This window comes from Luteibacter rhizovicinus DSM 16549 (assembly GCF_001887595.1).
GTDB lineage: Bacteria > Pseudomonadota > Gammaproteobacteria > Xanthomonadales > Rhodanobacteraceae > Luteibacter > Luteibacter rhizovicinus.
The window spans coordinates 2,910,946-2,936,706 of record NZ_CP017480.1; the positions used below are offsets into that span (position 1 = coordinate 2,910,946).

At 64.9% G+C, this 25,761-nt stretch carries 20 protein-coding genes and 2 tRNA genes; 19 read left to right on the plus strand and 3 right to left on the minus strand.

Translation table 11 applies throughout. The features are described 5' to 3' along the window. Nucleotides 1-5 precede the first annotated feature (5 nt). The gene (locus BJI69_RS13240) at nucleotides 6-1,106 is read left to right on the plus strand and encodes a 5-(carboxyamino)imidazole ribonucleotide synthase (RefSeq protein ID WP_046966469.1); all 1,101 of its coding nucleotides are present in this window, start codon (nucleotides 6-8) and stop codon (nucleotides 1,104-1,106) included. Between the two features lie 152 nt (nucleotides 1,107-1,258). Here the strand turns inward: BJI69_RS13240 and BJI69_RS13245 are convergent, their stop codons facing one another. Then, the gene (locus BJI69_RS13245; RefSeq protein WP_046966423.1) at nucleotides 1,259-1,837 is read right to left on the minus strand and encodes a superoxide dismutase; all 579 of its coding nucleotides are present in this window, start codon (nucleotides 1,835-1,837) and stop codon (nucleotides 1,259-1,261) included. Nucleotides 1,838-1,945: 108 nt separating this feature from the next. Here BJI69_RS13245 and grxD point away from each other — a divergent pair, with 108 nt between their 5' ends. The 12 genes from grxD to BJI69_RS13300 all read left to right on the plus strand — a co-directional run bounded on the left by grxD (nucleotide 1,946) and on the right by BJI69_RS13300 (nucleotide 12,999). Beyond that, nucleotides 1,946-2,269 carry a Grx4 family monothiol glutaredoxin gene (gene grxD / locus BJI69_RS13250; RefSeq protein ID WP_046966424.1) on the plus strand — a complete coding sequence of 108 codons (324 nt, stop codon included), beginning with the start codon at nucleotides 1,946-1,948 and terminating at the stop codon, nucleotides 2,267-2,269. Then, complete coding sequence (locus BJI69_RS13255) at nucleotides 2,266-3,039, plus strand: SDR family NAD(P)-dependent oxidoreductase (protein WP_244465209.1); 774 nt, start codon at nucleotides 2,266-2,268, stop codon at nucleotides 3,037-3,039. The genes grxD and BJI69_RS13255 overlap by 4 nt, the downstream gene beginning before the upstream one ends. A gap of 60 nt (nucleotides 3,040-3,099) precedes the next feature. Beyond that, nucleotides 3,100-3,696, plus strand: coding sequence for a YhgN family NAAT transporter (locus tag BJI69_RS13260; protein ID WP_046966471.1), 597 nt, complete (start codon nucleotides 3,100-3,102; stop codon nucleotides 3,694-3,696). 157 nt (nucleotides 3,697-3,853) lie between these two features. Beyond that, a complete protein-coding gene (gene olsF / locus BJI69_RS13265; protein ID WP_046966425.1) occupies nucleotides 3,854-5,563 on the plus strand; it encodes a bifunctional ornithine lipid synthase OlsF in 1,710 nt (569 codons plus the stop codon). A 266-nt stretch (nucleotides 5,564-5,829) separates the two neighbouring features. Continuing rightward, the gene (locus BJI69_RS13270; protein ID WP_046966426.1) at nucleotides 5,830-9,168 is read left to right on the plus strand and encodes a TonB-dependent receptor; all 3,339 of its coding nucleotides are present in this window, start codon (nucleotides 5,830-5,832) and stop codon (nucleotides 9,166-9,168) included. Between the two features lie 173 nt (nucleotides 9,169-9,341). Beyond that, entirely contained in the window at nucleotides 9,342-10,739 is a 1,398-nt protein-coding gene (gene ppnN / locus BJI69_RS13275; protein WP_046966427.1) for a nucleotide 5'-monophosphate nucleosidase PpnN, read from the plus strand. Between the two features lie 140 nt (nucleotides 10,740-10,879). Beyond that, the gene (locus tag BJI69_RS13280) at nucleotides 10,880-11,035 is read left to right on the plus strand and encodes a DUF3309 family protein (protein WP_071924962.1); all 156 of its coding nucleotides are present in this window, start codon (nucleotides 10,880-10,882) and stop codon (nucleotides 11,033-11,035) included. A 47-nt stretch (nucleotides 11,036-11,082) separates the two neighbouring features. After that, the gene (locus BJI69_RS23045) at nucleotides 11,083-11,217 is read left to right on the plus strand and encodes a hypothetical protein (protein ID WP_280136184.1); all 135 of its coding nucleotides are present in this window, start codon (nucleotides 11,083-11,085) and stop codon (nucleotides 11,215-11,217) included. After that, entirely contained in the window at nucleotides 11,217-11,822 is a 606-nt protein-coding gene (locus BJI69_RS13285; protein ID WP_046966428.1) for a DNA-3-methyladenine glycosylase, read from the plus strand. Before BJI69_RS23045 ends, BJI69_RS13285 begins: the two co-directional genes overlap by 1 nt. 86 nt (nucleotides 11,823-11,908) lie before the next feature. Continuing rightward, the gene (locus BJI69_RS13290; protein ID WP_046966429.1) at nucleotides 11,909-12,181 is read left to right on the plus strand and encodes a hypothetical protein; all 273 of its coding nucleotides are present in this window, start codon (nucleotides 11,909-11,911) and stop codon (nucleotides 12,179-12,181) included. A gap of 411 nt (nucleotides 12,182-12,592) precedes the next feature. Beyond that, nucleotides 12,593-12,775 (plus strand): DUF3606 domain-containing protein, encoded by a 183-nt coding sequence (locus BJI69_RS13295; protein WP_046966430.1) that lies wholly within the window; start codon nucleotides 12,593-12,595, stop codon nucleotides 12,773-12,775. Further along, complete coding sequence (locus BJI69_RS13300) at nucleotides 12,775-12,999, plus strand: hypothetical protein (RefSeq protein ID WP_046966431.1); 225 nt, start codon at nucleotides 12,775-12,777, stop codon at nucleotides 12,997-12,999. The genes BJI69_RS13295 and BJI69_RS13300 overlap by 1 nt, the downstream gene beginning before the upstream one ends. A gap of 42 nt (nucleotides 13,000-13,041) precedes the next feature. Here the strand turns inward: BJI69_RS13300 and BJI69_RS13305 are convergent. Further along, a tRNA-Asn gene (locus BJI69_RS13305) sits at nucleotides 13,042-13,118 on the minus strand. Between the two features lie 47 nt (nucleotides 13,119-13,165). Then, nucleotides 13,166-13,708 carry a pilus assembly FimT family protein gene (locus BJI69_RS13310; protein WP_052767045.1) on the minus strand — a complete coding sequence of 181 codons (543 nt, stop codon included), beginning with the start codon at nucleotides 13,706-13,708 and terminating at the stop codon, nucleotides 13,166-13,168. Nucleotides 13,709-13,834: 126 nt separating this feature from the next. Between BJI69_RS13310 and uvrB the strand changes: the two genes are divergently transcribed. The 6 genes from uvrB (at nucleotide 13,835) to recD (ending at nucleotide 25,686) form a co-directional block, all read left to right on the plus strand. Next, nucleotides 13,835-15,856: an excinuclease ABC subunit UvrB gene (uvrB, locus tag BJI69_RS13315; protein ID WP_046966432.1), complete on the plus strand. Its 2,022-nt coding sequence runs from the start codon at nucleotides 13,835-13,837 to the stop codon at nucleotides 15,854-15,856. Nucleotides 15,857-15,939: 83 nt separating this feature from the next. Further along, nucleotides 15,940-16,014, plus strand: a tRNA-Val gene (locus BJI69_RS13320). A 289-nt stretch (nucleotides 16,015-16,303) separates the two neighbouring features. Next, on the plus strand, nucleotides 16,304-16,675 hold the full coding sequence (locus BJI69_RS13325) for a CopD family protein (RefSeq protein ID WP_244465214.1): 372 nt from the start codon (nucleotides 16,304-16,306) through the stop codon (nucleotides 16,673-16,675). A 67-nt stretch (nucleotides 16,676-16,742) separates the two neighbouring features. Next, complete coding sequence (gene recC / locus BJI69_RS13330) at nucleotides 16,743-20,168, plus strand: exodeoxyribonuclease V subunit gamma (RefSeq protein ID WP_052767046.1); 3,426 nt, start codon at nucleotides 16,743-16,745, stop codon at nucleotides 20,166-20,168. After that, a complete protein-coding gene (gene recB / locus BJI69_RS13335) occupies nucleotides 20,165-23,812 on the plus strand; it encodes an exodeoxyribonuclease V subunit beta (protein WP_244465210.1) in 3,648 nt (1,215 codons plus the stop codon). Before recC ends, recB begins: the two co-directional genes overlap by 4 nt. Next, complete coding sequence (gene recD, locus BJI69_RS13340) at nucleotides 23,809-25,686, plus strand: exodeoxyribonuclease V subunit alpha (protein ID WP_046966436.1); 1,878 nt, start codon at nucleotides 23,809-23,811, stop codon at nucleotides 25,684-25,686. Before recB ends, recD begins: the two co-directional genes overlap by 4 nt. Nucleotides 25,687-25,761: the final 75 nt, after the last annotated feature.

Below are 25,761 nucleotides of genomic sequence, written 5' to 3' on the forward strand. Positions count from 1 at the left end.
CCCGCATGCTTTCGCTCGCCGCCGCTCCCCTGGGTGTGCGTACCCTCGTGGTCGATGGCTCGGCTGACGCCTGCGCCGGGCAGGTCAGTGAGCTGGTCGTCGCGGACTGGAACGACGATGAGGCGCTGGAAGCCTTCGCTGCTCGCGTGGACGTGGTCACGTTCGATTTCGAGAACGTACCTGCCGCCACTGCCGAGCGCCTGGCCGGCCTCACCAACGTGTTCCCGAACCCGGGCGCGCTGTCGGTCGCCCAGGATCGCCTCGCCGAAAAGACCCTGTTCCGGGCCTCCGGCCTGAATACCCCGGATTTCGAACCGGTCGACAACCGCGACGACCTGGTTCGCGCCGTAGCGCGCATCGGCGCCCCGGCCATCCTCAAGACCCGCCGCCTCGGTTACGACGGCAAGGGCCAGTTCCGCCTGAAAACGGCTGACGACATCGACGCCGCCTGGGCCGCCCTGGGCGAGGCCGCCGCGTCGGTGGGGCTGATCCTGGAGGCCTTCGTGCCGTTCGACCGTGAGCTGTCGGTCGTGGCCGTGCGTGGTCGCGATGGTGCGTTCCGCACCTGGCCGCTGACCCGTAACTGGCACGTCGATGGCGTGCTTTCTCTCAGCCTGGCGCCGGCTCCCGGTACCTCGGATGCGCTGGAGCAGGCCGCGATCAGCCACGCCCGCACCATCGCCGAAACGCTCGACTACGTCGGTGTCTTCGCCCTGGAACTGTTTGTCTGTGGCGCCGAGTTGCTGGGTAACGAGATGGCGCCTCGCGTCCACAACTCGGGGCACTGGACCATCGAAGGCGCCCACACCAGCCAGTTCGAGAACCACGTGCGGGCCGTCCTCGGCCTGCCGCTGGGCGATACCGGCGTGCGCGGTGCCAGCGCCATGCTCAACTGGATCGGCGACATGCCCGATCCGACCCCGGTCCTGATGGTTGCCGACGGCCATTGGCACGACTACGGCAAGGAAGCGCGCCCCGGCCGCAAGGTCGGCCACGCCACCCTCTGCGCCCCGGATGCCGGCAGCCTGCGGACGAAGCTCGCCGCCGCCGGTGCCGCCCTGGGCCGCGACGAGCAGGTAGCCCCGGCCGTCGACCTGCTCGGATAGCAACGCGCTCTGGTAGGAGCCGATTCATCGGCGATCCCGCGGCAGCGGGCCAAGGTGCCGCAAGCACCCGATCGCCGATGAATCGGCTCCCACAAGAACCAAAAAAGGCCGGGTCGCGAGACCCGGCCTTTTTGCTTTCTACCTGAGGAAAATCAGGCGAGGTTCTTCGCCGCAAAGTCCCAGTTGACCAGGTTCCAGAACGCTTCCAGGTACTTCGGGCGGGCGTTGCGGTAGTCGATGTAGTAGGCGTGTTCCCACACGTCCGCGGTGAACAGCGGCTTGTCGCTGCCGGTGATCGGGGTGGCGGCGTTGGAGGTGTTGACGATAGCCAGGGAGCCGTCCGGGCGCTGCACCAGCCAGGTCCAGCCCGAACCGAAGTTGCCGGCCGCGCTCTTGGCGAACTCTTCCTTGAACTTGTCCACGCCGCCAAAGGCCTTGGTCAGGGCGTCGGCAAGCTTGGCCGGCGGCTCGGCACCGCCGGGGGCGCGCATCGAGTTCCAGTAGAACGTGTGGTTCCAGACCTGGGCGGCGTTGTTGAAGATGCCGCCGGACGAGGCCTTCACGATATCGACCAGATCCTTGCCCTCGAACTCCGTTCCCTTGATCAGGTTATTGAGGTTCGTGACGTAGGTCTGGTGGTGCTTACCGTAATGAAACTCGAGGGTTTCGGCGGAGATGTGCGGCTCCAGGGCGTTCTTCTCGTAGGGAAGCGGGGGAAGTTCGATCGCCATGTGCGGGACTCCTTAGCGTTGGCTGGGGGAAAAGGGACAGGGCAGGGCGCGGGGCGCGGCACTGCTACACTACGCAACTATCAGCATTCTAATGATGAAACCCGACCTATGGACGTCGTAGACGAGATCAAGGCCATCGTAGCGGCGCACCCCATCGTGCTTTTCATGAAAGGCACGCCGGAATTCCCTACCTGTGGCTTCTCCGATCGCGCCGTGAAGGCGCTCGAGGCGGCAGGTGCGAACTTCTTCTCGGTCAACGTATTGGCGGATCCACGCGTGCGCGCGGGCCTGCCGCATTATTCCAACTGGCCGACCTTCCCGCAGTTGTTCCTGCTGGGAGAATTCATTGGCGGCTGCGACATCGTCGAAGACCTCCACGCCGCGGGCGAACTCAAGCGCATGGCGGTGGAAGTCGCCGGAGCCGAATCGTGAGTGCATGGTCGTCCGTGGGGCTGCCCGAAGGCTGGGCGCCGGCACCGGGCTCGCTGGCCGGTCGCGTGATCGTCGTCACCGGTGCGACAGGAGGCCTGGGCGGCGAGACGGCAAAAGCCGTTGCGCGCGCGGGTGCGACCGTGGTCATCACCGGCCGCAAGGTTCGCTCGCTGGAAAAGCTCTATGACGAGGTGGTCGCGCTCGGCGGTGCCGAACCGGTCATCCATCCGCTGGACCTGGAAAGCGCCACGCCGAACGATTACGCCGCGCTCGCCGACGGTCTCGAAAAAGAATTCGGTCGGCTCGATGGCGTCGTTCATGCCGCCGCGCATTTCAACGAGTTGACGCCCATCGCCATGCACAAGCCGGACGACTGGCTGCGCGCGATGCAGGTGAATGTCTCCGCGCCCTTCGCACTGACGCAGGCCTGCATGCCCCTGCTGACGAAGGCCGACGACAGCGCGGTCGTCTTCGTGTTCGACGATGCCGATCTTGTCTCGCGCGCACACTGGGGCGGCTACGGCGTCTCCAAGGCGGCGGTCGAGCGCATGGCTGCCGTGCTGCATGCGGAAAACGGCAAGGGCAGCATGCGCGTGCATGCCTTGCTTCCCGCGCCCATGCGGACAGCGCTGCGCCGTGCGGCCTATTACGGCGAGAACACGCTGGAACGGCCGCTGCCGACAGCCTCGGCCGAAGCCATCGTTTACCTGCTCTCCGGTGCCGGCGCGGATGCGCGCGGTGCCGTACTCGATATTCGCAACACCCACTGACGTACCGCGCCGCCCTGGCCATAGGGGCGCGCCGCAAAGGAGTTTTTCATGGAAGCGCAGATGACGACGTTGTCCGCGGGCATCCTGCTGTTCCTGATCATGGATCCGTTGGGCAACATCCCGTTGTTCCTCGCCCTGCTCAAGGACGTGCCGCCACAGCGCCGCCGCAAGGTGATGGTGCGCGAGTTGCTGATCGCCCTTGCCGTGCTCATCGGCTTCCTGCTCGGCGGCCAGTACATCCTCAAGGTGCTGCAGTTGCGCCAGGAGTCCGTCAGCATCGGCGGCGGTATCGTGCTGTTCCTGATCGGCATCCGCATGGTGTTTCCGCCCGTCGAGGGCGGCGTGTTCGGCAAGCAGGGGGAGGGCGAGCCCTTCATCGTGCCCATGGCCATCCCTGGTGTAGCCGGCCCGTCGGCCATGGCGGCCTTGCTGCTGCTGACCAACTCGCAGCCCGGCCGCACGGCGGAGTGGGGCATCGCCCTGTTCCTGGCCTGGCTGGCAACCGCGGTCATCCTGCTCAGCTCGACCTTCCTGTTCAAATGGCTGGGCGAAAGTGTTCTCACGGCACTCGAGCGCCTGATGGGCATGCTGCTGATCGCCTTGTCGGTCCAGATGTTCCTGACCGGACTCTCCGCCTACCTGCACATTGCCGTATGAACATACGAGGCAGTAGGGTTGCTGTCATAATTCCCCGCGAGCATGTCCGGGGGTAGGCGCCGTCTACCTTTGGGCATGTCGTAGCCCCTCAAGGGGCACTGAGGACGTTCGAAGGTATGAAAAACACGACTCTGCCCCATCATTGGGAGCCCAAGTCATGCTGAGCATCGATCAGACCCTGGCCGAGCGCATTCCCTGGCTGGACCAGCACCCCCTTCTCCGCAAGCCCCTTGTCGGCATGCTGGAAAAGCTGGCCCACGAGACACGTTTCAACAAGACACTCGACCATGCCGGTTCGGCGCTGGGTTTCGACTTCTGCGAACGCACGCTGGACTATCTCGGCGTCAGCTGTCGCATCACCGAGCGCGAGCGCGAGAACATTCCCGTCGAGGGACCGCTGCTCGTCGTCGCCAATCATCCACTCGGCATGGTCGACGCGATCGCCCTGCTGCAGATGATCGGTACGGTGCGGCGCGACGTGCGCATCCTCGGTAACGATGTCCTCGCGGCCGTGCCGCAACTGGGTCCGCTGCTGTTGCCGGTGGACGTTTTTGGCAAGGGTGGTGCCTCGAAGATGCGCGGTATTTTCCGCAGCATCGAGGCAGGCGAAGTCCTGGTGATCTTCCCGGCCGGCGAAGTGTCCCGCATGGGCGCGACCGGCGTGCGCGACAGCAAGTGGTCCGACGGATTCGCCCGCATCGCCATGCGTACGGGCGTGCCCGTGTTGCCCGTGCATATCGCCGCGCGCAATTCGGCCATGTTCTACGGCGTGTCCATGCTGGCCAAACCACTCAGCACCGCGATGCTTCCGCGTGAAGCGACCTCGGGCAAGCAACGCGTCGGTTTCCGCATCGGCAAGCTCGTCGACGCCGAGGAGCTCAAGAAGCTCAGCGGTGGTTCGCCCGAGCAGGCCGCCAAGCTCATGCGTCGCCATGTGTACCGCGTGGGTCGTGGCCGCGATCTCGTGTTCGGCGGACAGACGCCGCTGGCGCATCCGGAGCCGATCGAGCGAGTGGTCGCCGAACTGGACAAGGCTGAATTTCTTGCGGATCTGCCGGACGGCAAGCGCATCCTGCTCTTGCAGGGGTCGCAAGATAGTGCTGCCTTGCGTGAGATCGGCCGCCTGCGTGAACTTACGTTTCGCCGGGTGGGCGAGGGTACCGGCAAGCGCCGTGACCTCGATGCCTACGACCCGTACTACGAGCATCTGGTGCTGTGGGACCCGAAGGCCCTGCGCATCGTCGGTTCGTACCGCTTCGGTCACGGCGGCCGTCTGATTGCCGAGCGCGGTCTGTCGTCGCTCTACACCTCAAGTCTTTTCGATTACTCCCCCGCGCTCGAATCGCGCCTGTCGCAAGGTCTCGAAGCGGGTCGTAGTTTCGTCGCACCGGCCTACTGGCGCTCACGGGCGCTCGACCATCTGTGGCAGGGCATCGGCCTCTATCTGCAGCGGCATCCGGACCTGCACTACGTGTTCGGACCGGTGAGCATGTCGGTCAGCATGCCGCGTGAAGCGCGCGAGTGGATCACGGTCGCGCACCAACATTTCTTTGGCGTTGAAGGCCTTGCGGCTGCGCGTATTCCCTTCGTCGTGCCTGGTGCCACCAGCGAGGCGATCCGTGCCGAGTTGGCCGGTCTCGATCCGGCGGCCGGCCTGGGCAAGCTCAAACACCGCCTCGACGCCCTCGGCGTCTCGCTGCCGGTGCTCTACCGTCAATACGTCGATCTGGTCGAGCCTTCGGGCGTCCAATTTCTTGCGTTTGGCGAGGATCCGGACTTCTCCGGATGCGTAGACGGCCTCGTAATGTTGGATCTGGCTTCCCTGAAACCTGCGAAGCGATCCCGGTATCTCGGTAAAAACGCTTAAAATTCATAGAGGTGCGCGGGAAGGGCGCACCTCTAGGAAAAAGTGGTATTTATCAATGTTACGTGAAAATGTTACGAATCTGTCATAGAATCCCGTTAAAGTTCGCTTAACAAGTGTCGCCGTCCCGGCGCGTTACGTGACCCGGATCACACCGGCCGACATCAAAAAATTGGGGAAAGCTCAACGACTGTGTCAACCCGGCCTTGCGGCCAGGTGGCCTTTCGTTCGGCCGAATTTTCGTTGCAAGTCACAGGGCAGACCATTAGATGAATAGTCGTATCCGCGCCAAACTTCTGCCGCTCGCGATCGCATCGCTGCTCGCGGCACCTGCCTTTGCGCAGGAAACGTCCTCTACGATCAGCGGCCGTGTTCTCGATGCCGCCGGCCAGCCGGTAGCTAACGCCACCGTGCAGATCGTGCATGAGCCTTCAGGCACGACCAAGGTCGCCACCACCGACGCTAGCGGCCGTTACTCGGCTCAGGGTCTGCGCGTCGGCGGCCCGTTCGACGTGACTGCGACCAAGGACGGCACGCCGTCGGCGAAGCAGGACAACGTGTATCTCTCGCTTGGCGCCGACACCGCCGTTAACTTGACCGTGGGTGGCGCTAACGTCGCCGACGCGACCGCACTGACCGGCGTCACCGTGTCCGCCGTCGCCGGCCAGTTCAACTCCGAGAACAAGGGTCTCGCCACCAACATCTCGCAGCGCGAGCTGAAGACCGTTCCGACGCCGAGCCGCAATATCGGTGATATCGCGCGCCGCGATCCACGCGTGAATGTCGATCACGGCACCGGCGCGATCTCGGCCAACGGCCAGAACACCCGCGCGAACAGCATCAAGGTCGACGGCCTGGGCGTGGGCGACCCGTTCGGCCTGAACTCGACGGGCATGCCGACGGTTGGCTCGCCGGTATCGCTCGACACGATCGACCAGTTCAGCATCTCGACCGCCAACTACGACGTCACCTCCGACACCATCGGTGCGGAAATCAACGCGGTCACCAAGTCGGGCACGAACGATTTCCACGGCTCGGTCTATTACGCGTACAAGAACGCGAACGACATGGTCGGCAAGGCGGGCTGGCTCAACCAGAACCGCGACTACACCGAGTTCGATCGCAACTGGACGGCCGGTGCGACCTTCGGTGGCCCGATCATCAAGGACAAGCTGTTCTTCTTCGTCGGTTACGAAAAGGAAGACGTCACAGGCCTCAGCTCGGGTGCCGTCAACGGCCTCGACGCCTCGCTGGTCAACTCGACAACGAACAAGGTGTCGACCAACGACCTGAATCGCGCGATTGCCGCCGCGAACGGTCTCGGCCTCGTGCCGGGTACGACGGGCGCCAATGCCGGCACGCTGGAAGACAAGCGCTACATCGGCAAGATCGACTGGAACATCACCGACGGTCACCGTGCCAACTTCGCTTACTCGCAGACGAAGGAAGGCAAGCCGAACCCGCAGGGTAACGGCACGTCGTCGATCGGCCTGTCCAGCTACTGGTACAACGTCAACACCAACATCAAGAACTACACGCTGCAGGGCTTCGATGACTGGAGCGACGTGTTCTCGTCGGAAACCAAGATCGGCTACAGCGATTACCAGCTCGATCGTTCGGTGACGAACCAGCAGCCGCAGATCACCCTGCGCGTGAACAACGGCCTGGTGACCACCGGTCCGGTGATCAACCTCGGCGAAGACCAGTTCAGCCATTACAACTCGGCCTCGGTGAAGTCGCTGAACGCGCTCTGGGTCGGCACGCTGTACCTCGGAGACCACACCATCAAGGGTGGCGTGGAGTGGGAGCGCAATCGCATCTATAACCTGTTCGGCCGTACGGAATTCGGTGCCTATACGTTCAACGGCATCGATAACTTCCAGAAGGGCCTGTACACGAACTATGCGTTGTACCAGCCTGCGCCGGGCTATAGCCTCAACGATATCGCCGCCCAGTGGGAGCTGCGTCGCCACACGTTCTTCCTGCAGGATACGTGGCAGGTCAACGATAACTTGTCCGTGCAGGCCGGTTTCCGGGTGAATAAGTACCTCACCGACGACAAGCCGCTCTACAACGCGACGTTCCAGCAGAAGTTCGGCTTCAGCAACGCCAACACGATCAACGGCAGCCAGCTGGTCGAGCCGCGCATGTCGTTCAACTACACCTTCGACAGCGAGTACAAGACCCAGCTGCGCGGTGGCGTTGGCCTTTTCCAGTCCGATCCGCCGACCGTGTGGATGACGAACCCGTACCAGAACAACGGTATCAACATCGTCACGTACTCCTACGATCGCACGACCCCTACGGGCAATATCTGCAAGCTCGGTACGCAGAACGTCGCATGTCCGCAGTTCAACTCGAACCCGCTCGCCCAGAACACGAGCGGCCCGGGTACCGTGCCGCAGATGGCTGTCGACACGGTCGACAAGAACTTCCAGCTGCCGAGCGTCTGGAAGTCCTCGATCGCGTTTGACCGCGAATTGCCGTGGGACGGCATCATCGCCAGCATCGAGTACCAGCACCTCGACGTGCGCGATGGCATCCTCTATCAGAACCTGAACATTGGTGCTCCCACCGGCCTGCTGCCGGACGGCCGGTACACTTACTCGGGATGCATTGGTGGTGCCTCACCGCTGGGTGGCCCGACGGGCTTCGCCTGCGGAGCGAATCCGACCGGTAACAACAACGCCACGGCCAATACCCGTGCTCGTGCCGATGGTCGCTTTGCCCAGGGTGTGACTTACCTGACCAACACCAGCAAGGGCGGTGCCGACTCGGTGACGCTGTCGTTCACCAAGCCGATGGCCAATGGTTGGTCGTGGAGCATCGCGGCGACCGGCGGTCACTCGACCGAAGTCAATCCGGGCACCTCGAGCCAGGCGACGTCGAACTTCTCCAACAGTGCCTGGACCAACCCGAACGAAGACAAGGCCTCCACGTCCAACACGAACATCGGCAAGCGCCTCAATGCTTCGCTGACGTGGCAGCACAACTTCTTCGGCGACTACGCCACCACCATCAGCGCGTTCTACGACGGCCATGACGGCGTGCCGTACAGCTGGATCTTCTCGAACGATGCCAATGGCGACAGCTACTCGAAGGACCTTGCGTACATCCCGAACAAGGGCGACGTGATCCTGCGCAACGCTACCGGCGGTGTCGCATCCCAGGCGTTGCAGGACCAGTTCTACAACTTCATCCAGAGCGACGACTACCTGCGTAAAAACCAGGGCAAGATCGCCAGGCGCAACGGCGCGCAGTCGGCCTGGGTCAACCAGATCGACCTGAGCCTGAGCCAGGAAATTCCGGGCATCTTCAAGGGCAACAAGGGCGAGATTCGCCTGGACGTCTACAACTTCCTGAATGTCCTGAAGAAGTCGTGGGGCGAGCAGTACTACGTGGGCTTCCCGTATACCCGTAACCTCGCAGCGTTTGGCGGTGTGGACCCGTCCACCGGCAAGTACATCTACCAGCTGCCGACCGATGCGAACGGCAACTTCCAGCCGGGCCTGAAGGGCTATTACGACGCCCCGACGGACAACAGTGCAACCAAGGTCAATCCGGTTTCGCGCTGGTCGGCGATGCTGACGGTTCGCTACACGTTCTAAGCGAGGCACCCCTTCGCGGAAACACAAGGCCGGCCCCGCAAGGGGCCGGCCTTTTTCATGCGCAGATGCCCCACTCTTGACCCCCGCGCCCGCCACGCGTGATCCTAGGCGGTCCGCTCCCGATCCGGAGCGGGGTTCGCCGCTAATTCGCGGTCAGAAGGACGAGTCACACCATGAATGCCAATCAGTTCGGGGAGCCGGTATCCGGCAAGACGGTCAGTGCCCGCGTTTCGCCGGCCGGCGGCCTCGATATCCTTTCCCGCAACGAGGTCGCGCGCCTGCGCGATGCCAGCGGGTCCGGGTTGCACCAGCTGCTGCGCGGTTGCGCGCTGGCGGTACTGACATCGGGCAACCTTTCGGACGATCCCGGCACCATGTTCGGGAAGTATCCGGACTTCGACATCCAGGTGCTGCAGGAAGACCGCGGCATCAAGATCGAGCTGAAGAATGCGCCGGAACAGGCCTTCGTCGATGGCCGCATCATTCGCGGTATCAACGAGCTGCTGGTCGCCGTCGTGCGCGACATCGTCTACGTGTCGACGCAGCTGGAAGCGGGCGCGTTCGATCTGGACGACAGCGTGGGCATCACGCATGCCGTGTTCGAGATCCTGCGCAACTCGCGCATCCTGCGTCCGCAGATCGATCCCAACCTGGTGGTCTGCTGGGGCGGCCATTCGATCTCGCGCGACGAATATGAATACACCAAGCGGGTGGGTTACCAGCTCGGCCTGCGTGCCATGGATATCTGCACGGGTTGCGGTCCGGGTGCGATGAAGGGCCCGATGAAGGGCGCGACCATCGCCCACGCCAAGCAGCGTCGCAAGGGTAACCGTTACATCGGCGTAACCGAGCCGGGGATCATCGCCGCGGAGTCGCCGAACCCGATCGTGAACAACCTGGTGATCATGCCGGACATCGAGAAGCGTCTCGAGGCCTTCGTGCGTCTCGGTCACGGCATCATCGTGTTCCCGGGCGGCGTCGGCACGGCGGAAGAAATCCTCTACATGCTCGGCATCCTGTTGCTGCCGAAAAACAAGGGTATTCCGTTCCCGCTGATCTTCACCGGCCCGAAGAACTCGGCCTCGTATTTCGAGCAGATCGATCGCTTCCTGCGACTGGCGCTCGGCGACGAGATTGCCACGCATTACAAGATCATCATCGACGATCCGGCTGCCGTGGCGCATGCCATGGTCACGGGCATCGACAAGGTGCGTAACCATCGTCTCGACAACAAGGACGCGTTTTTCTTCAACTGGGCGCTGGATATCCCGCTGCCGTTCCAGCAGCCGTTCCGGCCCACCCACGAGGCGATGGCGGGCCTTGCCCTGCATCGTGACCGACCGCGCCACGAGCTCGCCGCCGACCTGCGTCGTGCGTTCTCGGGCATCGTTGCCGGTAACGTCAAGGAAGAGGGCGTGCGCGCCATCGAGCAGTTCGGCCCGTTCGTCATCGACGGCGAGCCGGAGATCATGCGTGCGCTGGACGACCTGTTGAAGGCCTTCGTCGAACAGCATCGCATGAAGCTTCCCGGTGGCACGGCTTACGAGCCGTGCTACGTCGTGCGTACGTAAAACTACCTAGCGGCGCCGCGTTTCGCGCGGCGCCGCCTTTCCAATTTCTGAACGGAACGCTTCAGCGCGTCCCACGCATCACACGTCCTAGACGACCCCCTGCGCAACGATGCACTCCGAGTTCACTGCCGGAGATACCCATGCTCGTTACCATCCTGCTCGTCATCCTCATCCTCGCCCTCGTCGGCGGCCTTCCCACCTGGGGCTACTCGCGCTCGTGGGGTTATGGTCCGAGCGGTGGTATCGGCGTTATCCTCGCCATCATCCTGATCTGCTGGTTGCTCGGCGTCTTCTGACTTCGTGGCGTCGGGGTGGCCACGCCCCGACGCCACTGGAGGACGCCATGACCCGACCGCATCGTCCCGTGCCCGACACGGACAAGACGCCTCCCGGCACCTCGCCGCCGCCCTACGACCACGAGCCCGTCGAACGTCCCGGGCCCGATCCCGACACCGACGGCGAACCCCTGGACACCTGATGGCGCCCCGTCGACCTCGCTGGCCGGGCGACATCCTGCCGCGATCGTTCTACCGACGTGATGCCCGTGAGGTTGCCCAGGCCCTGCTCAACAAGGTCCTCGCCTGCGCCGACGGGCGAGCGGGGCGGATCGTCGAAGTCGAGGCGTATCTCGGTGCCATCGACCCGGCCGCGCACACGTTCCGCGGCAAGACGGCACGCAACGCGGTAATGTTCGGCCCGCCGGGCCACATGTATGTCTACTTCACCTACGGGATACACTGGTGCGCCAACACCGTTTGCGGTGACGTAGGCGAGGGTTCCGGGGTACTCATCCGGGCGCTCGAGCCCATCGCCGGCATCGACCGCATGCGCGAAGCGCGGCCGAAAGTGAAGCATGAGCGTGAGCTATGCAGTGGGCCGGCGCGGCTGGCGCAGGCCATGGGCATCACCGGTGAGCAGAACGGTATCGATCTGGTGCGCGCACGCGAGGATTACGCCATCGTCGACGATGGCACGCCATCTCCCGAGAACGTGCCCGGCTCGGCCCGCATCGGCATTCGTCAGGGAACGGATCTGCTCTGGCGCTGGCTGGTGGCGGGGAACCCCCACGTCTCCAGACCCTGAACGGACGTGCAAGAACCGCCGTCCGGCCCTTGGCTTCGCTCGCCGCCAGAGCTAGCCTGCGCGAAGACATCGACAGGGAGTTCCGTATGAAGCGCATTGCCGCCACCTTTTTTGCCACCGTCCTATCGTGCGGCGTCGCCGCCGCCGACACCTTTCGCGTCGGTTCGCAGGTTGTCACCACGGGGGATAGCGAGGGGCGTCTCCGCGAAATCGCGGGCAAGCCGGATCGCGAGACGCCGATCGAGTCCCGTAACGGTGGTCTTGAGGGCTATCGCCTGGAGTACTTCCAGAAGGGCAAGTCGGTGCAGGTCGAAGTGGTCAACGGGCGCGTTCGCTCGATCACGCAGATCGACAGCTGACGCCGTGACCGACGGTGGGGTGATCGCCGAGAACGGCGATCACCCCACGACAAGATCAGCTTGCGGTTTTCTTCGGCCCCTTGAGGGGCGTGCTGCGCGGCGTCTCCGGAAGGGGCTCGCGGCGATTGTGCGAATAGACATAGGAAATGAACGCGGCGGACGAACGATCCGGCGGCGGCGTGTCCACGGACGGTGTGACGGGTTTCTTCGGGGCATGACGATCGTCTGAGTTAGGCGGGACGAGCCCCGACCGCTGAGCCGGGGGTGGATCCGGCAAAACGAAGCCCGGGTGGTCCAACATGCGCTTTCAGTTGTTAGTTGGGTGTAACGTGGCGGGTCTGGCCGCACGATAGCCATAACACCGACGTAACCCGCCACGTGTCACACGTGGACTGACAGCGAGGGCACGTCATGGATTCACAGAAACAGGTCGTCGGCCCGGCCGACGCCACCAGGATCGACCTTGAGCTGCGAACCGATATGAACTACTGGACGCGCGTGCTCGGTGTGTCCGAGACGTCCCTGCGTGACGCCGTGCTTCGTGTGGGTGTGCAGTCGTCCGACGTCCGTGCCGAACTGCGACGTCGTCGCTGATGGACGGTGTCGTTCGCCCCTTGCGCGTGTTCGTTTTCTATCCGTCGATGAATCTTCGTACGTGGACGGTGTTGTTGCCTGGCGCAACCAAACACGTGTTCCAGACCGAAGGCACGGCCATCGAGTTCGCACTGACGCGCGCCTCGGCCATGAAGGGCAAGGGCCGTGCTGTCGAAGTGCTGCGCGAGCGGGTGTCCGGCGGCTGGGTGCTCGTGCCGTTCTGACAAAGAAAAAGGCCGCGCATCACTGCACGGCCTTTCAAAACCTGGCGCCCGAAGTTGGACTCGAACCAACGACCCCCTGATTAACAGTCAAGTGCTCTAACCGGCTGAGCTATTCGGGCGGGGAGCTGCGTATTGTCTTTATGTGGGGTGGGGCTGTCAAGCGGTCTTAACGATTTCGTGAATGTCGCGCAGCGCAGGTGCGTGCGACGTCGGCCGATGCAGGTTCAACGTGGCTATGGCCATTCTTCGCAACAACGACCGTGATCGTGGTGGCCGGCTTGCCGCGCAGGCACAGTGCCAGCGTCTGGTTGCCCGGCTTGGCGTGTCTGTCGTCGACAGCATGACGTAAGGCGATTTCCGTGCGGGTGCCTATGGCGACCGCGGTCAGCCGTGGATCCAGTGCGTCTTCGACGGCCAGGATGTCGCCGGTGCGCCCGTCGCGGCTGATCCAGCCTACCCCCCAGTCCGTTTGCCCCGAACACGCGCGGCCGTTTGCGCTGGGGCAGACGACGGTGCCCTGGCCGCGATCGATGGCGGCCGTGCGGGCGTGCTGAAGGCTGTTCGTCAGGGCGGTGGTCGCCGCGCGAAGCCGATGGCGCGCGATGGCGTCCGAAAGGGATGGCAGGGCCGTGGCGGCGAGCATGCCCGTGATGGCGAGGACCATGAGGAGCTCGAGCCAGGTGAAGCCGCGACAGGGCGGGCGGGGCATGATGGACTCCGAAAGCGGAGTCTGGATCGTGCCTCCGCCCCGAGGCGGTGGTCTGTGGGTGAATGCCTCACATCCCGTAGGCGTTAGCGCTTTAAACTCGTGCTCCTTGCCAGCATATCGTCAGCCATGACAGATCGCTTCCAGCTCGCCTCCCCGTTCCAACCCTCCGGTGACCAGCCCGAGGCCATTCGACGGCTTACCGAGGGCTTCGACGCCGGTCTGGCGGCGCAGACCCTGCTCGGTGTGACCGGCTCCGGCAAGACGTTCACCATCGCCAACGTGATCGAGAAGATCCAGAAGCCGACCATCGTGCTGGCGCCCAACAAGACGCTGGCCGCGCAGCTCTACGGCGAGTTCAAGGAATTCTTCCCGAATAACGCGGTGGAGTATTTCGTCAGCTACTACGACTACTACCAGCCGGAAGCGTATGTGGTCGCCTCGGACACCTTCATCGAGAAGGACTCGAGCATCAACGACCACATCGAGCAGATGCGACTGGCCGCGACCAAGGCCTTGTTGTCCCGGCGCGATTCGTTGATCGTGGCGACGGTGTCGGCCATCTACGGTCTGGGCGATCCGGAGGACTACATGAGCCTCCGTCTGATCCTCTCGCGCGGTGAGCATATCGATCAGCGCGCCCTGATCAAGCAACTCACCGAACTGCAGTACGTGCGCAATGAGATGGAGCTGCGTCGTGGTACTTACCGGGTGCGCGGCGAGATCGTGGACGTCTTCCCGGCGGAATCGGAGGCCGAGGCACTGCGCATCGAACTCTTCGATGGCGACGTGGAGAACCTCTCCATTTTCGACCCCCTCACAGGTGAAGTGTTGCGCAAGGTGCCTCGCTACACCGTCTACCCGAAGACGCACTATGCGAGCACGCGACAGAGCGTGCTCAATGCCATGGAGACGATCAAGGTCGAGCTCTCCGAGCGCCTCGAGCAGCTTTACAGGGACAACAAGCTGGTGGAAGCGCAGCGTCTCGAACAGCGCACGCGTTTCGACCTCGAAATGATGGCCGAGGTGGGTTTCTGCCAGGGCATCGAGAACTATTCGCGGCACATGACGCGACGCGGTCCCGGCGAGCCGCCGCCGACCCTGTTCGACTACCTGCCGCCCGATGCCTTGATGGTGGTCGACGAATCGCACGTGACCGTGCCGCAGCTCGGCGCCATGTACAAGGGCGACCGCTCGCGCAAGGAGACGTTGGTCGAGTTCGGCTTCCGTCTTCCCTCGGCGATGGACAACCGGCCGCTGCGCTTCGAAGAGTGGGAGCGGCGTGCACCGCGTGCCATCTACGTATCGGCCACGCCGGCGAAATACGAATTGGAGAAGGCCGACGACAATGTCGTCGAGCTGGTGGTCCGTCCCACCGGCCTGATCGATCCGGAAGTCGAGGTGCGACCGGTGCGCACCCAGGTGGACGATCTGCTCGGCGAAATTCGCTTGCGCGTCGCCATGGGCGACCGCGTGCTGGTGACGACCCTGACCAAGCGTATGTCGGAGAACCTCACCGACTATCTCTCCGAGCATGATGTGAAGGTGCGCTACTTGCATTCGGACATCGATACCGTCGAGCGTACGGAGATCATCCGCGACCTCAGGCTGGGCGAATTCGACGTGCTGGTAGGTATCAACCTGTTGCGCGAAGGCCTGGACATGCCCGAGGTGTCACTCGTGGCGATCCTGGATGCGGACAAGGAGGGTTTCCTGCGTTCGAACCGCTCGCTGATCCAGACCATCGGACGCGCGGCGCGTAACGTCCGCGGCAAGGCCATTCTCTACGCCGACGAGATCACCGGGTCGATGAAGATCGCCATGGAAGAAACGGCGCGCCGTCGCGAGAAGCAGATCGAATACAACGCGGCCCATGGGATCACCCCGACGACCGTGGTACGGCGTATCGCCGACATCATGGAGGGCGCTCGTTCCGATTTCGGTTCGCGTGGCAAGGGCAAGCGCGGCAAGGAGGCGAAAAAGGTCGCCGAGGAGGCCGCGGACTACGGGTCGCTCACGCCGGAGCAGGTCGGCTCGACGATCAAGAAGCTCGAGACGAAGATGTACAAGCATGCCCAGAACCTCGAATTCGAGGAGGCTGGCAAGATCCGCGACGAGATCCACCGTCTGAGGGAGCGGGCCCTGCGCTAGGGCCGCTACCGGGCGCCACGGAAAAAAATCTGTCGCGCCCTCTTGCAGACCCCGCCGGGCGCCGGTAAACTGCGCAGCTCTTCGGGCGGTTAGCTCAGCGGTAGAGCACTACCTTGACATGGTAGGGGTCACAAGTTCGATCCTTGTACCGCCCACCACTTTTCCCTAGTGCGGAAAGTGGCTTGAAGACACCGATTAAGGAGCCTCTCAGGGCTCCTTTTTTATTGCCTGTCGCTTGGGTAAATGCCCCGGCACTGACACGCAACCGCGTTCCTCGCGCGCGACATCATGACTCGGTCGGAATTCTCGTGTTCGCCCTGAGACCGGGCTCTTGTGCCGCAGGCCACCCAAGTCTCGACCCGCTACACTCACCGCTTTCCCGATGGAGCGGCGTGCGTGGCCTATCTACTGATCAAATCCCTGCACATCGTGTTCGTCATCGCCTGGATGGCGACGGTGTTCTACCTGCCGCGCATCCTGGTGAACATCGCCGAAGCGACCGGCGAGCCGCCTGCGGTGAAGGCGCGACTCGAATTGATGGGGCGTCGGTTGTACAAGTTCGGCCACAGCATGTTCGGCATGGCCCTCGTGTTCGGCCTCATCCTCTGGTTTTACTTCCACATCAGCGGCGGCTGGCTGCATGCCAAGCTGGCATTGGTGGCGGTGATGCTCGCCTACTTCATCTGGTCGGGCCGGGCTCTGAAACGCAGCATCGCCGGTGGCGCGCTGCCTTCGTCGAAGGCACTGCGCATCGGTAATGAGCTGCCCGTGCTGGTCCTGCTTGCCATCGTCTATCTCGTCGTCGCCAAGCCGTTCTGAGGTCTCGCCCCCTGCGACCCGGATCGGTCATGATCGGCACTGACCTCATGGATACGGGAGCCGCCGGTTGAGCGACAGGAACGACATCGCGCCAGGTCTCATGGTGCTGCACGGCAACCGGCTCGAAGAGCTGCGCGATGTCCTTGTCGCCTGGTTGCGGCGGGCGCCGCTGGAACCGCTCGAGGACGAATGGGTCCTGGTGCAGTCCAACGGCATCGCGCAGTGGTTTCGGCTGGCGCTGGCGCGCGCGGTCGACGACGGCGGCCTGGGTATCGCCGCAGCGGTCAAGGTCGAGTTGCCCGGTCGCTTCCTGTGGGTGGCCTATCGCGCCGTGCTCGGACGCGACGCGGTACCTCCCGAATCGCCTTTCGACAAATCCCGTCTGGTCTGGCGCCTGATGCGTCTCTTGCCGTCGGTAGCCCGTGAACCTGTCTTCGAACCGCTCGCTGCCTTCCTCGGTGCGGACGGTGATGCACGGAAATGTCACCAGCTCGCCGAGCGTCTGGCCGACCTCTACGACCAGTACCAGGTCTATCGCGCGGACTGGCTCGACGACTGGGCCGACGGGCGTGACGTGCTGCGCGACGCCCGTGGCGGTGCGCCCGCCATGGCTGCCGCGGATCGTTGGCAGGCGGCATTGTGGCGGCGCCTGCTGGAGGATGTCGGCGTAGTCGAGGCCGACGGGCACCGCGCCGCCGTCCACGCGCGCTTTCTGCGTGCGGTGGCCGGGCTGACCGGGCGCCCCAAGGCGCTGCCGCGCCGTATCGTGGTTTTCGGCATGTCGTCGCTGCCTCGGCAGACGCTGGAGGCCTTGTCCGCGCTGGCGCGCTGGTCGCAGGTCGTGCTGGTGGTGATGAATCCCTGCCGGCACTACTGGGCGGACATCGTCGACGACCGGGAGCTGCTTCGCGCCGAGCGCCGTCGTCAGGCAGCGAAGCCGGGCATGCCGCTGGCGTTGTCCGATGACGACATGCATCTGCACGCCAATCCGCTGCTGGCCGCGTGGGGCAAGCAGGGGCGTGACTACATCCGCCTGCTCGACGAGTTCGATCACCCCGAAAGTTACCGCGAGCGTTTCGATGCCTGGGACCAGCGCATCGACCTCTTCGCCGAGCCGACCTCCACGGATCTCCTCGGGCAGGTCCAGGCCGCCATTCTCGACCTCGAGCCACTGCCCGCGACGCCGCAACCGATCGAGCCTGGCGACACCTCCATCGTCTTTCACGTGGCGCATGGGCCGCAGCGCGAAGTCGAGATCCTGCACGACCAGTTGCTGGCGCGATTCGAGGCCTCCGCGCAGGCGGGCGATCCCATCCTGCCGCGCGATGTCATCGTCATGGTGCCGGACATCGAGACCTACGGTCCGCATATCGACGCCGTGTTCGGTCGCGTACCGCGTGACGATCCGCGCTTCATTCCTTACAGCGTGGCCGACCGTGCGGCCCGTGGCACGGTGCCCGTGGTGATGGCACTCGATGTCTTGCTCGGCATGACCGAATCGCGTTTCGGCGCTGGCGAGATGGCCGATCTTCTGGACGTCCCTGCTGTGCGCGCACGTTTCGGGCTCGCGGAAGACGATCTGCCCCTGCTGCACCGCTGGATCGAGGGTGCGGGTATTCGTTGGGGGCTCGATGCCGCACAACGCGCCTCGCTCGACCTGCCGGCCCTCGAGCAGAACACCTGGGCCTTCGGTCTGCGCCGCATGCTGCTCGGCTATGCCGTGGGTGCGGGCGACGCCTGGAGCGAGATCGAACCCTACCCCGAGGTGGGTGGCCTGGATGCGAGCCTGGTCGGGCCACTGGCCGACCTGCTCGAGCGCCTTGGCGACCATTGGCTCGCCCTGCGCGAGCCCGCCTCCGCGACGGAGTGGGGTGTACGGTTGCGCCGCCTCCTGCGTGATTTCTTTCAGGGCGCGGAACCTGATGACGACATGCGCATCGAACGCCTTCTCGACGGACTCGACGCCTGGGAGCGTGCCTGCGTGGAAGCCGCCTTCGACGAGGCCTTGCCGATCGAGGTCGTGCGCGAAGCGTGGCTCGGTCAGTTCGACCAGGGCGGTCTTTCCAAGCGATTCCTCGCCGGCGCAGTGAGCTTCGGCACGCTGATGCCGATGCGCGCCATTCCGTTCCGCCTGGTCTGCCTTCTGGGCATGAACGATGGCGACTATCCGCGCGCGCGGCCGCCGATGGACTTCGACCTGATGTCCCGGCAGGGCGCGTGGCGGCCGGGCGATCGCTCGCGTCGCGAAGACGATCGCTACCTGTTCCTCGAAGCCTTGCTTTCGGCGCGCGACGCTCTTCACATCGGCTGGGTGGGGCGCAGCGCGCGCGACAACGCCGAACGCGCGCCGTCGGTGTTGGTCGGTCAGTTGCGCGACTATCTTGCGGCGGCGTGGCAAGGGCAGGGTGGCGCCGACCTGTTGCATGGCCTGACGGTCGAGCATCCGCTCCAGCCCTTCAGTCGTGCGTACTTTCGCGGTGAGGATGCACGGTTGTTCACCTACGCGCGTGAGTGGCGTCAGGCCCATGATGGCGTCGAGCGGGCCGAAGAAGCCGGCTTGGTCGCTGTCACGGTCGACCGTCCGATCGGGCTCGGTGTCCTGCGTCGCTTCCTCCGCCATCCGGTGCGCGAGTTCTTCCAGGCACGCCTGGGCGTGCGTTTCGACGCCGTCGATCCCGGCGGCGACGACCGTGAACCGTTCGCCGTCGACAGCCTGGGCCGGTTCGCGATGGCGGATTCGCTACTGCGTGCCGCCTTGCGTAGCGAAGGCAGTGCGACCGCGGCGATCGGCGACGCCGCCGCGAAGCTGCAGCGTAGCGGTGCCCTGCCGATGGGCGGTTTCGCGGCGCCGGTGCGCACGGATATCGAGGCTGTCGCCGCGGCGGTTTACGGTCGCTTCGTCGTGGAGCGGCGCGCCTGGCCGCACGAGGCGGGCAAGCGTGAGATCCGTCTCGACGTCGAAGGTGTCGCCCTCGAGGACTGGCTCGCCGATCTTCGCGGCGACGACCAGGGGCGGCTGGCGGCGTTCCTTCTGTCGCCCTCCAACGTGCTGGATGCCGACGGTGCGCCGCGCGCGCATCGCCTCGTCATGCCCTGGGTCGACCATCTCGTCGCACAGGCGGCCGGTCTGTCCGTGGTCACGCGCTACATTGGACCGGATGCCACGATCGTTCTCGATCCGCTGGCGGCGGATGAGGCTATGGCGATGCTGGTCACCTTGCTGCGCGCCTGGCGCGACGGTATGGCGGCGCCGCAGCCCATCGCGGTGAAAACGGCGCTCGCCTGGCTCAATGCCCGCTCGGTCGACGAGGCGCCGCAAACCGCGCGTGCCACCTACGAAGCCACGCACGATCGTGCGCACGGGGAAATCGATGGCGACCCTTATCTGCTTCGCGCCTTCCCCGATTTCGCCTCCCTGATGCACGCCGGTTTCGTCGATTGCCTCACGCCGTATCGCGATTTCCTCGGCGCCTTACGCGTGGAGGTGTCGTGAGTACCGCCATGGAACCGTTGCGGCCGCTGTCCATGCCCTTGTCCGGTATTCGCCTGATCGAAGCGAGCGCGGGTACGGGCAAGACCTGGACGATCGCGGCGCTCTACGTGCGTGCCGTGCTCGGCCAGGGCGTGGCGCAGCCTTTGCTGCCGCCGAACATCCTCGTGGTGACCTTTACCGAGGCGGCGACGCAGGAATTGCGCGAGCGAATTCGCGCGCGCCTGGTCGACACAGCGCGCGCGTTTCGTGCGGGCGAGTCGCCCGATGCCTTCCTTGCCGAGTTGCTGGCGTCGTATCCGGCGTCGGCTCATGCAGCGTGCGCGCGCCGTGTCGAGCAGGCGGCACAGTGGATGGACGAGGCCGCCATCTTCACGATTCACGGCTGGAGCCAACGCATGCTGAGCCAGCACGCGTTCGGTAGTGGCCATGCCTTCGTACAGACGCTGGAGCCCGACGAAAGCGAGCTGCTGGCCGATTGCGTGCGCGACTACTGGCGCCAGGCGTTCTATCCACTGGACGCGCGCCAGGTGGCGGCCGTGCTGGCGGAGTGGAAAACGCCGGACGCGTTGATCCAGACACTTCGACCGCTTCTGTCGGGCGGCGAGACGACCTTGCGTGTCAATGGCCAGGCCCTGGACAAAGCCGATGTCGGCGCTCTGTTTACCGCCTTGCGCGCCTGGGAGGACGAAGACGCCAGCCGGCTGGCCGCCGCACGCGAGGCGTGGATGGGTGACGTCGAACGGATCGAGACCCTGCTGCGCGATGCCGTGCGTACCAAGGCGCTGAAGAACAATATCCACCAGCCCGCGTCACTCGAGCGCAATCTGGCAGGCGTCCGTCATTGGCTCGAAACCGGCGAAGCAGGTGCTGTCGATGTCGGTCGTTATGGGTCCGCGCGCCTGGAAGGGGCGACGAGCAAGGGCAATAGCCGGCCCGAGCACCCCGCCTTCGGGGCGGTCGGGCATTGGAGCGAGTGGCAGGCGGGGAAGCCCGCGATTCGGTTCGCGATCCTCGCCGATGCCGTCGAGCGCGTGCGCGAACGCTTCGCCGCGCAGAAGCGCCGGCGTGCCCAGATCGGCTTCGACGACCTGCTGTCCCGGCTCGACCGGGCGCTGGTGTCGGCCTCGGGCGTCGAGCTCGCGGAAACCATCCGGCGACAGTATCCACTGGCGCTTATCGACGAATTCCAGGATACCGATCCACTCCAGTACCGGATTTTCCGCGCGGTCTACGCCGCGAATCCGGACGTGGGTCTATTGCTGATCGGTGATCCTAAGCAGGCGATCTATGCGTTTCGCGGCGCGGATATCCATACGTATCTTTCCGCGCGTGGCGAGGCCGAGGCACCGCACTACAGCCTGGATACCAATCATCGGTCCAGTGCGGGCATGGTCGCCGCCGTCAACGCGATGTTCGCCCGCGCCGAGGGGCATCCGACCGGCGCCTTCCATTTTGCCGGCCAGGGATTGCCCTTCCATAGCGTCCAGGCGCGCGGAAGGGCCGAGCGCTTCATCGTCGACGATGACGACCAGCCCGCCTTGCAGATCTGGCTGCTCGACGACGAGGGGCCGGTCGGCGTGCGCACGTACCGCGAGCAGATGGCAGAGGCCTGCGCGACGGAGATCGTTCGCCTGCTCGAAGCGGCGAAACAAGGACGGACGGGATTCGCGCAGGGCGGCTCGGTCACCGCGCTGAAGCCCGCCGATATGGCAGTCCTCGTCCGCAGCCACAACGAAGCGTCGGAAGTCCGTGCGGCGCTGTCGGCCCGTCGCGTCCGCAGTGTCTTCTTGTCCGATCGGGACTCGGTGCTGGAAAGTATCGAGGCGCACGACGTGCTGCTCTGGCTGCGCGCCGTTGCCGAGCCGTCGTCGGATACCGCGATGCGGGCGGCGCTCGCGACGCGCACGCTCTATCTGGGTTATGGCGAACTCGAGCAGCTGAATGTCGACGAGCGCCACTGGGAGCGACGCGGCCAGCAACTGTTCGAACTGCGTGAAACCTGGCGACGTGCCGGCGTACTGGCAATGCTGCATCGCTTCCTGCATATCTTCGCGCTTCCGGCGCGCCTGCTTGGGCAGGCCGGTGGCGAACGGGCCTTGACCAACCTCCTGCATCTCGCCGAATTGCTTCAGCAGGCAGCCTCGACCATTGAGGGCGAACAGGCCTTGATCCGTCATCTTGCCGAGCGCATCGACGATGCGGCCAGCCACACGGGCGAGGATCAGATCGTCCGCCTGGAGAGTGACGATGACCTGGTCAAGGTCGTGACGATTCACAAGTCCAAGGGCCTGGAGTACCCGCTGGTGTTCCTGCCCTTCGTCTGCGCGAGCGGCGGGACGCGATCGGGGCAGGGTTATCGGTATCACGACGGCAGCGGCGCGCAACTCGAGCTGCTTTCGTCAGGCCACGAGGCGGCTGGCGACTCCGTGCGCGAGGCGAAGGACGCCGCCGAACGTGCGGCCTTGCAGGAGGATCTGCGCCTGCTCTACGTGGCGATGACGCGTGCGCGCCATGCCACCTGGCTAGGCGTGGCGCCGGTTTGCTACAACGCCGCGAAGAAGCCGCAGGTCCACCGCTCCGCCTTCGGGTATCTGCTCAGCGGCGGCCAGGAAATCGACAACGGTGCGATCGAAGGTCTGCTGCGCGCCATGGCGCAGGGCGAGCCGGCGATCAGCATCGACTATATGCCGGCGCCCGACGAGCGCATCTACGTAGCGCCCATGCGCGACGAGCGACCCCTGCCGGCGCGCGAAGCCCGCCTGGCGAAGGCCGAGCCGTGGTGGATCGCGAGCTACAGCGCCTTACGCTATGCCGATAGCGATGTCGCCGCGCCCGAGACGGCGTCGGACGATGTGATCGTCGAGTACGCCGGTGAAGTAGCGGCGGCATCCGCCGATGCCGCGACCATCCACGCTTTCGAGCGCGGCGCGGAGGCCGGCACCTTCCTGCACGATCTGCTCGAATGGATCGCCGAGGAAGGCTTTGCCGCGATCGCCGCCGACCCGGTACGGCTGCGCGACACCGTCGCCCGGCGTTGCGAACGACGCGGTTGGGAAGCATCCATCGATCTGCTGACGAACTGGCTGCTCGTACTGTTGCGCACGTCGCTGCCGCTGCCTGACGGCGGTTCGTTCGCGCTCGATTCGCTGGATGATGCGTCTCGCTATCGTGCTGAGCTGGAGTTCCTTTTCGAGGCGCGCCGCGTGGATACCCTGGCGCTCGACCGAATCGTCCGCGAGCACACGCTCGGCGGAGCGCCGCGCCCGGCGCTGACCGCGGATCGTGTCAACGGCATGCTCAAGGGTTTCATCGATCTGATCGTCGAGCACGGTGGCCGATGGTACGTCGCCGACTACAAGTCCAACTGGCTCGGCGTCGACGAACTGGCCTATACGCCCGCTGCGATGCGGCACTCGATTCTCGATTCCCGTTACGAACTTCAGTACGCCCTGTATCTCCTCGCCCTGCATCGGCAGCTGCGCTCGCGACTGGGCGATGCCTACGACTACGACACGCACGTGGGTGGCGCGATCTACATCTACCTGCGTGGTGTGGATGGAAACGGGCATGGCGTGCATGTCGAGCGCCCGACACGAGCGATGATCGACGCGCTCGATGCGCTTTTCGAAGGAGTGGTGGCATGAATGCGCAGGTGATGACATGGCTCGACCGTGGCGTCCAGGAAGCCAGATTGCGTCCGGTCGATCGCGCGTTCGCCCGTTTTCTTGCCAGTCTGGATGACGCCGGTGATGGGCGCGTGCTGATGGCAGCGGCACTCGCCAGCCGCGAGCTGGGCGAAGGCCATATCTGCGTGGATATCGAGGCGCTTGCCCTGGCCGAGCCGCTGCTGTCGGATGCGCAGGCCTGGTTACCGGACTCGATCCTGGTCGGTTCGGCGGAAAGTGATCCGAATACGCCGCTCGTGCTGGATGCGGGCTTGCTCTACCTGCGTCGCTTCTGGCGTGACGAGGCGCGCGTCGCCGACGCGATCCTGTCCCGACTCGTCGCCTCGGGCGCGCCTGCCGATCTGGCGCAGGAACTCGATCGTCTGTTTCCTGCCGAAGCCGGCGCGATCAACTGGCAGAAGGTGGCATGCGCGGTGGCCGCACGCGGGTCGTTCGCCGTCATCACCGGCGGCCCCGGCACCGGCAAGACGACGACGGTCGTACGCTTGCTCGGGTTGTTGCAGACGCTGGCGCACAAGCGCGATGAGCCTCGGCTGCGCATCCGGCTCGCGGCGCCGACCGGTAAGGCCGCGGCACGCCTCAACGCCTCGATCGCCGGCCAGATCGAGCGGCTGGACGTGGATGCCGCGGTGAAGCAGGCGATTCCCGCCGAGGTCACCACCCTGCATCGTCTGCTGGGGAGCCGCCCGGATACGCGCGCTTTCCGGCACGACCGCGACAATCCGCTCCACCTCGATGTGCTGGTGATCGATGAGGCGTCGATGATCGATCTCGAAATGATGGCCGCCACGCTCGATGCCCTGCCGCGTGATGCGCGGCTGATCCTGCTTGGCGACAAGGATCAGCTTTCGTCCGTCGAGGCCGGTGCGGTCCTTGGCGACCTCTGCGCACGCGCGGATGCCGGTCATTACGCTCCTTCCACGCGTGACTGGCTGGCGGCGGTCTGTGGTGTCGACGTCGCGGCATGGACCGACGGAGCCGACGCCCACGCGCTCGACCAGCGCGTCGTCATGCTGCGTCGTAGTCGCCGATTCGGCGAAGACAGTGGCATCGGCGCACTGGCGCAGGCGATCAACGCCGGCGACGCCGGCGCGGTGACCCGGGCCTTTGCCGGTACGCGAGGCGATATCGCGTTCGTCGCCCCCTCGGCTGCCGCGATCGCCGCGCTGGCTATCGACGGGCGTGAGGGCGCGCCCGGTCACCGCGACTACCTCGACTGGATCGAGCGGGAGCGACCCGCGATCGATGCGTCTTTCGAGGCGTTTCAACGCTGGGGGGCGGGCGCGCTCGCCGCGTACGCGCGATTCCAGCTGCTCTGCGCCACGCGCCATGGGGAAGCCGGGGTCGACAAGCAGAACGAGCGCATCGCCCAGGGTCTGCTCGATCGCGGGCTGATCGATGCGGTGACGGGATGGTACGAAGGGCGTCCGGTGATGGTGACGCGCAACGACTACGCGCTCGGCCTGATGAACGGCGACGTGGGCGTGACGCTTTGGGTGCCGGACGGGCAGGGCAGCATGGCCTTGCGTGTCGCCTTCGTGGTCATGGACGAGCAGGGTGGCGAGCGGACGCGCTTCGTCGTACCCAGTCGCCTGTCGGCGGTGGATACCGTCTATGCGATGACGGTGCACAAGTCGCAGGGTTCGGAGTTCGAGCACACGGCGCTGGCCTTGCCATCCGAGCCGTCGCCGGTGCTGACGCGGGAGCTGGTTTATACCGGAGTGACCCGGGCGCGGACGCATTTTACCTTGCTCGCGGCACCGGACATGCTGGGCTATGCGGTGTCGCGGAAAACGCGGCGGGCGTCGGGCTTGCTTCGTCGGTTGCTTTGAGGCGAGCACCCATCGCCGATGAATCGGCTCCCACAAGGAGCGTCACCGCTGTGGGGTCCGCACTCTGAGGGAGCG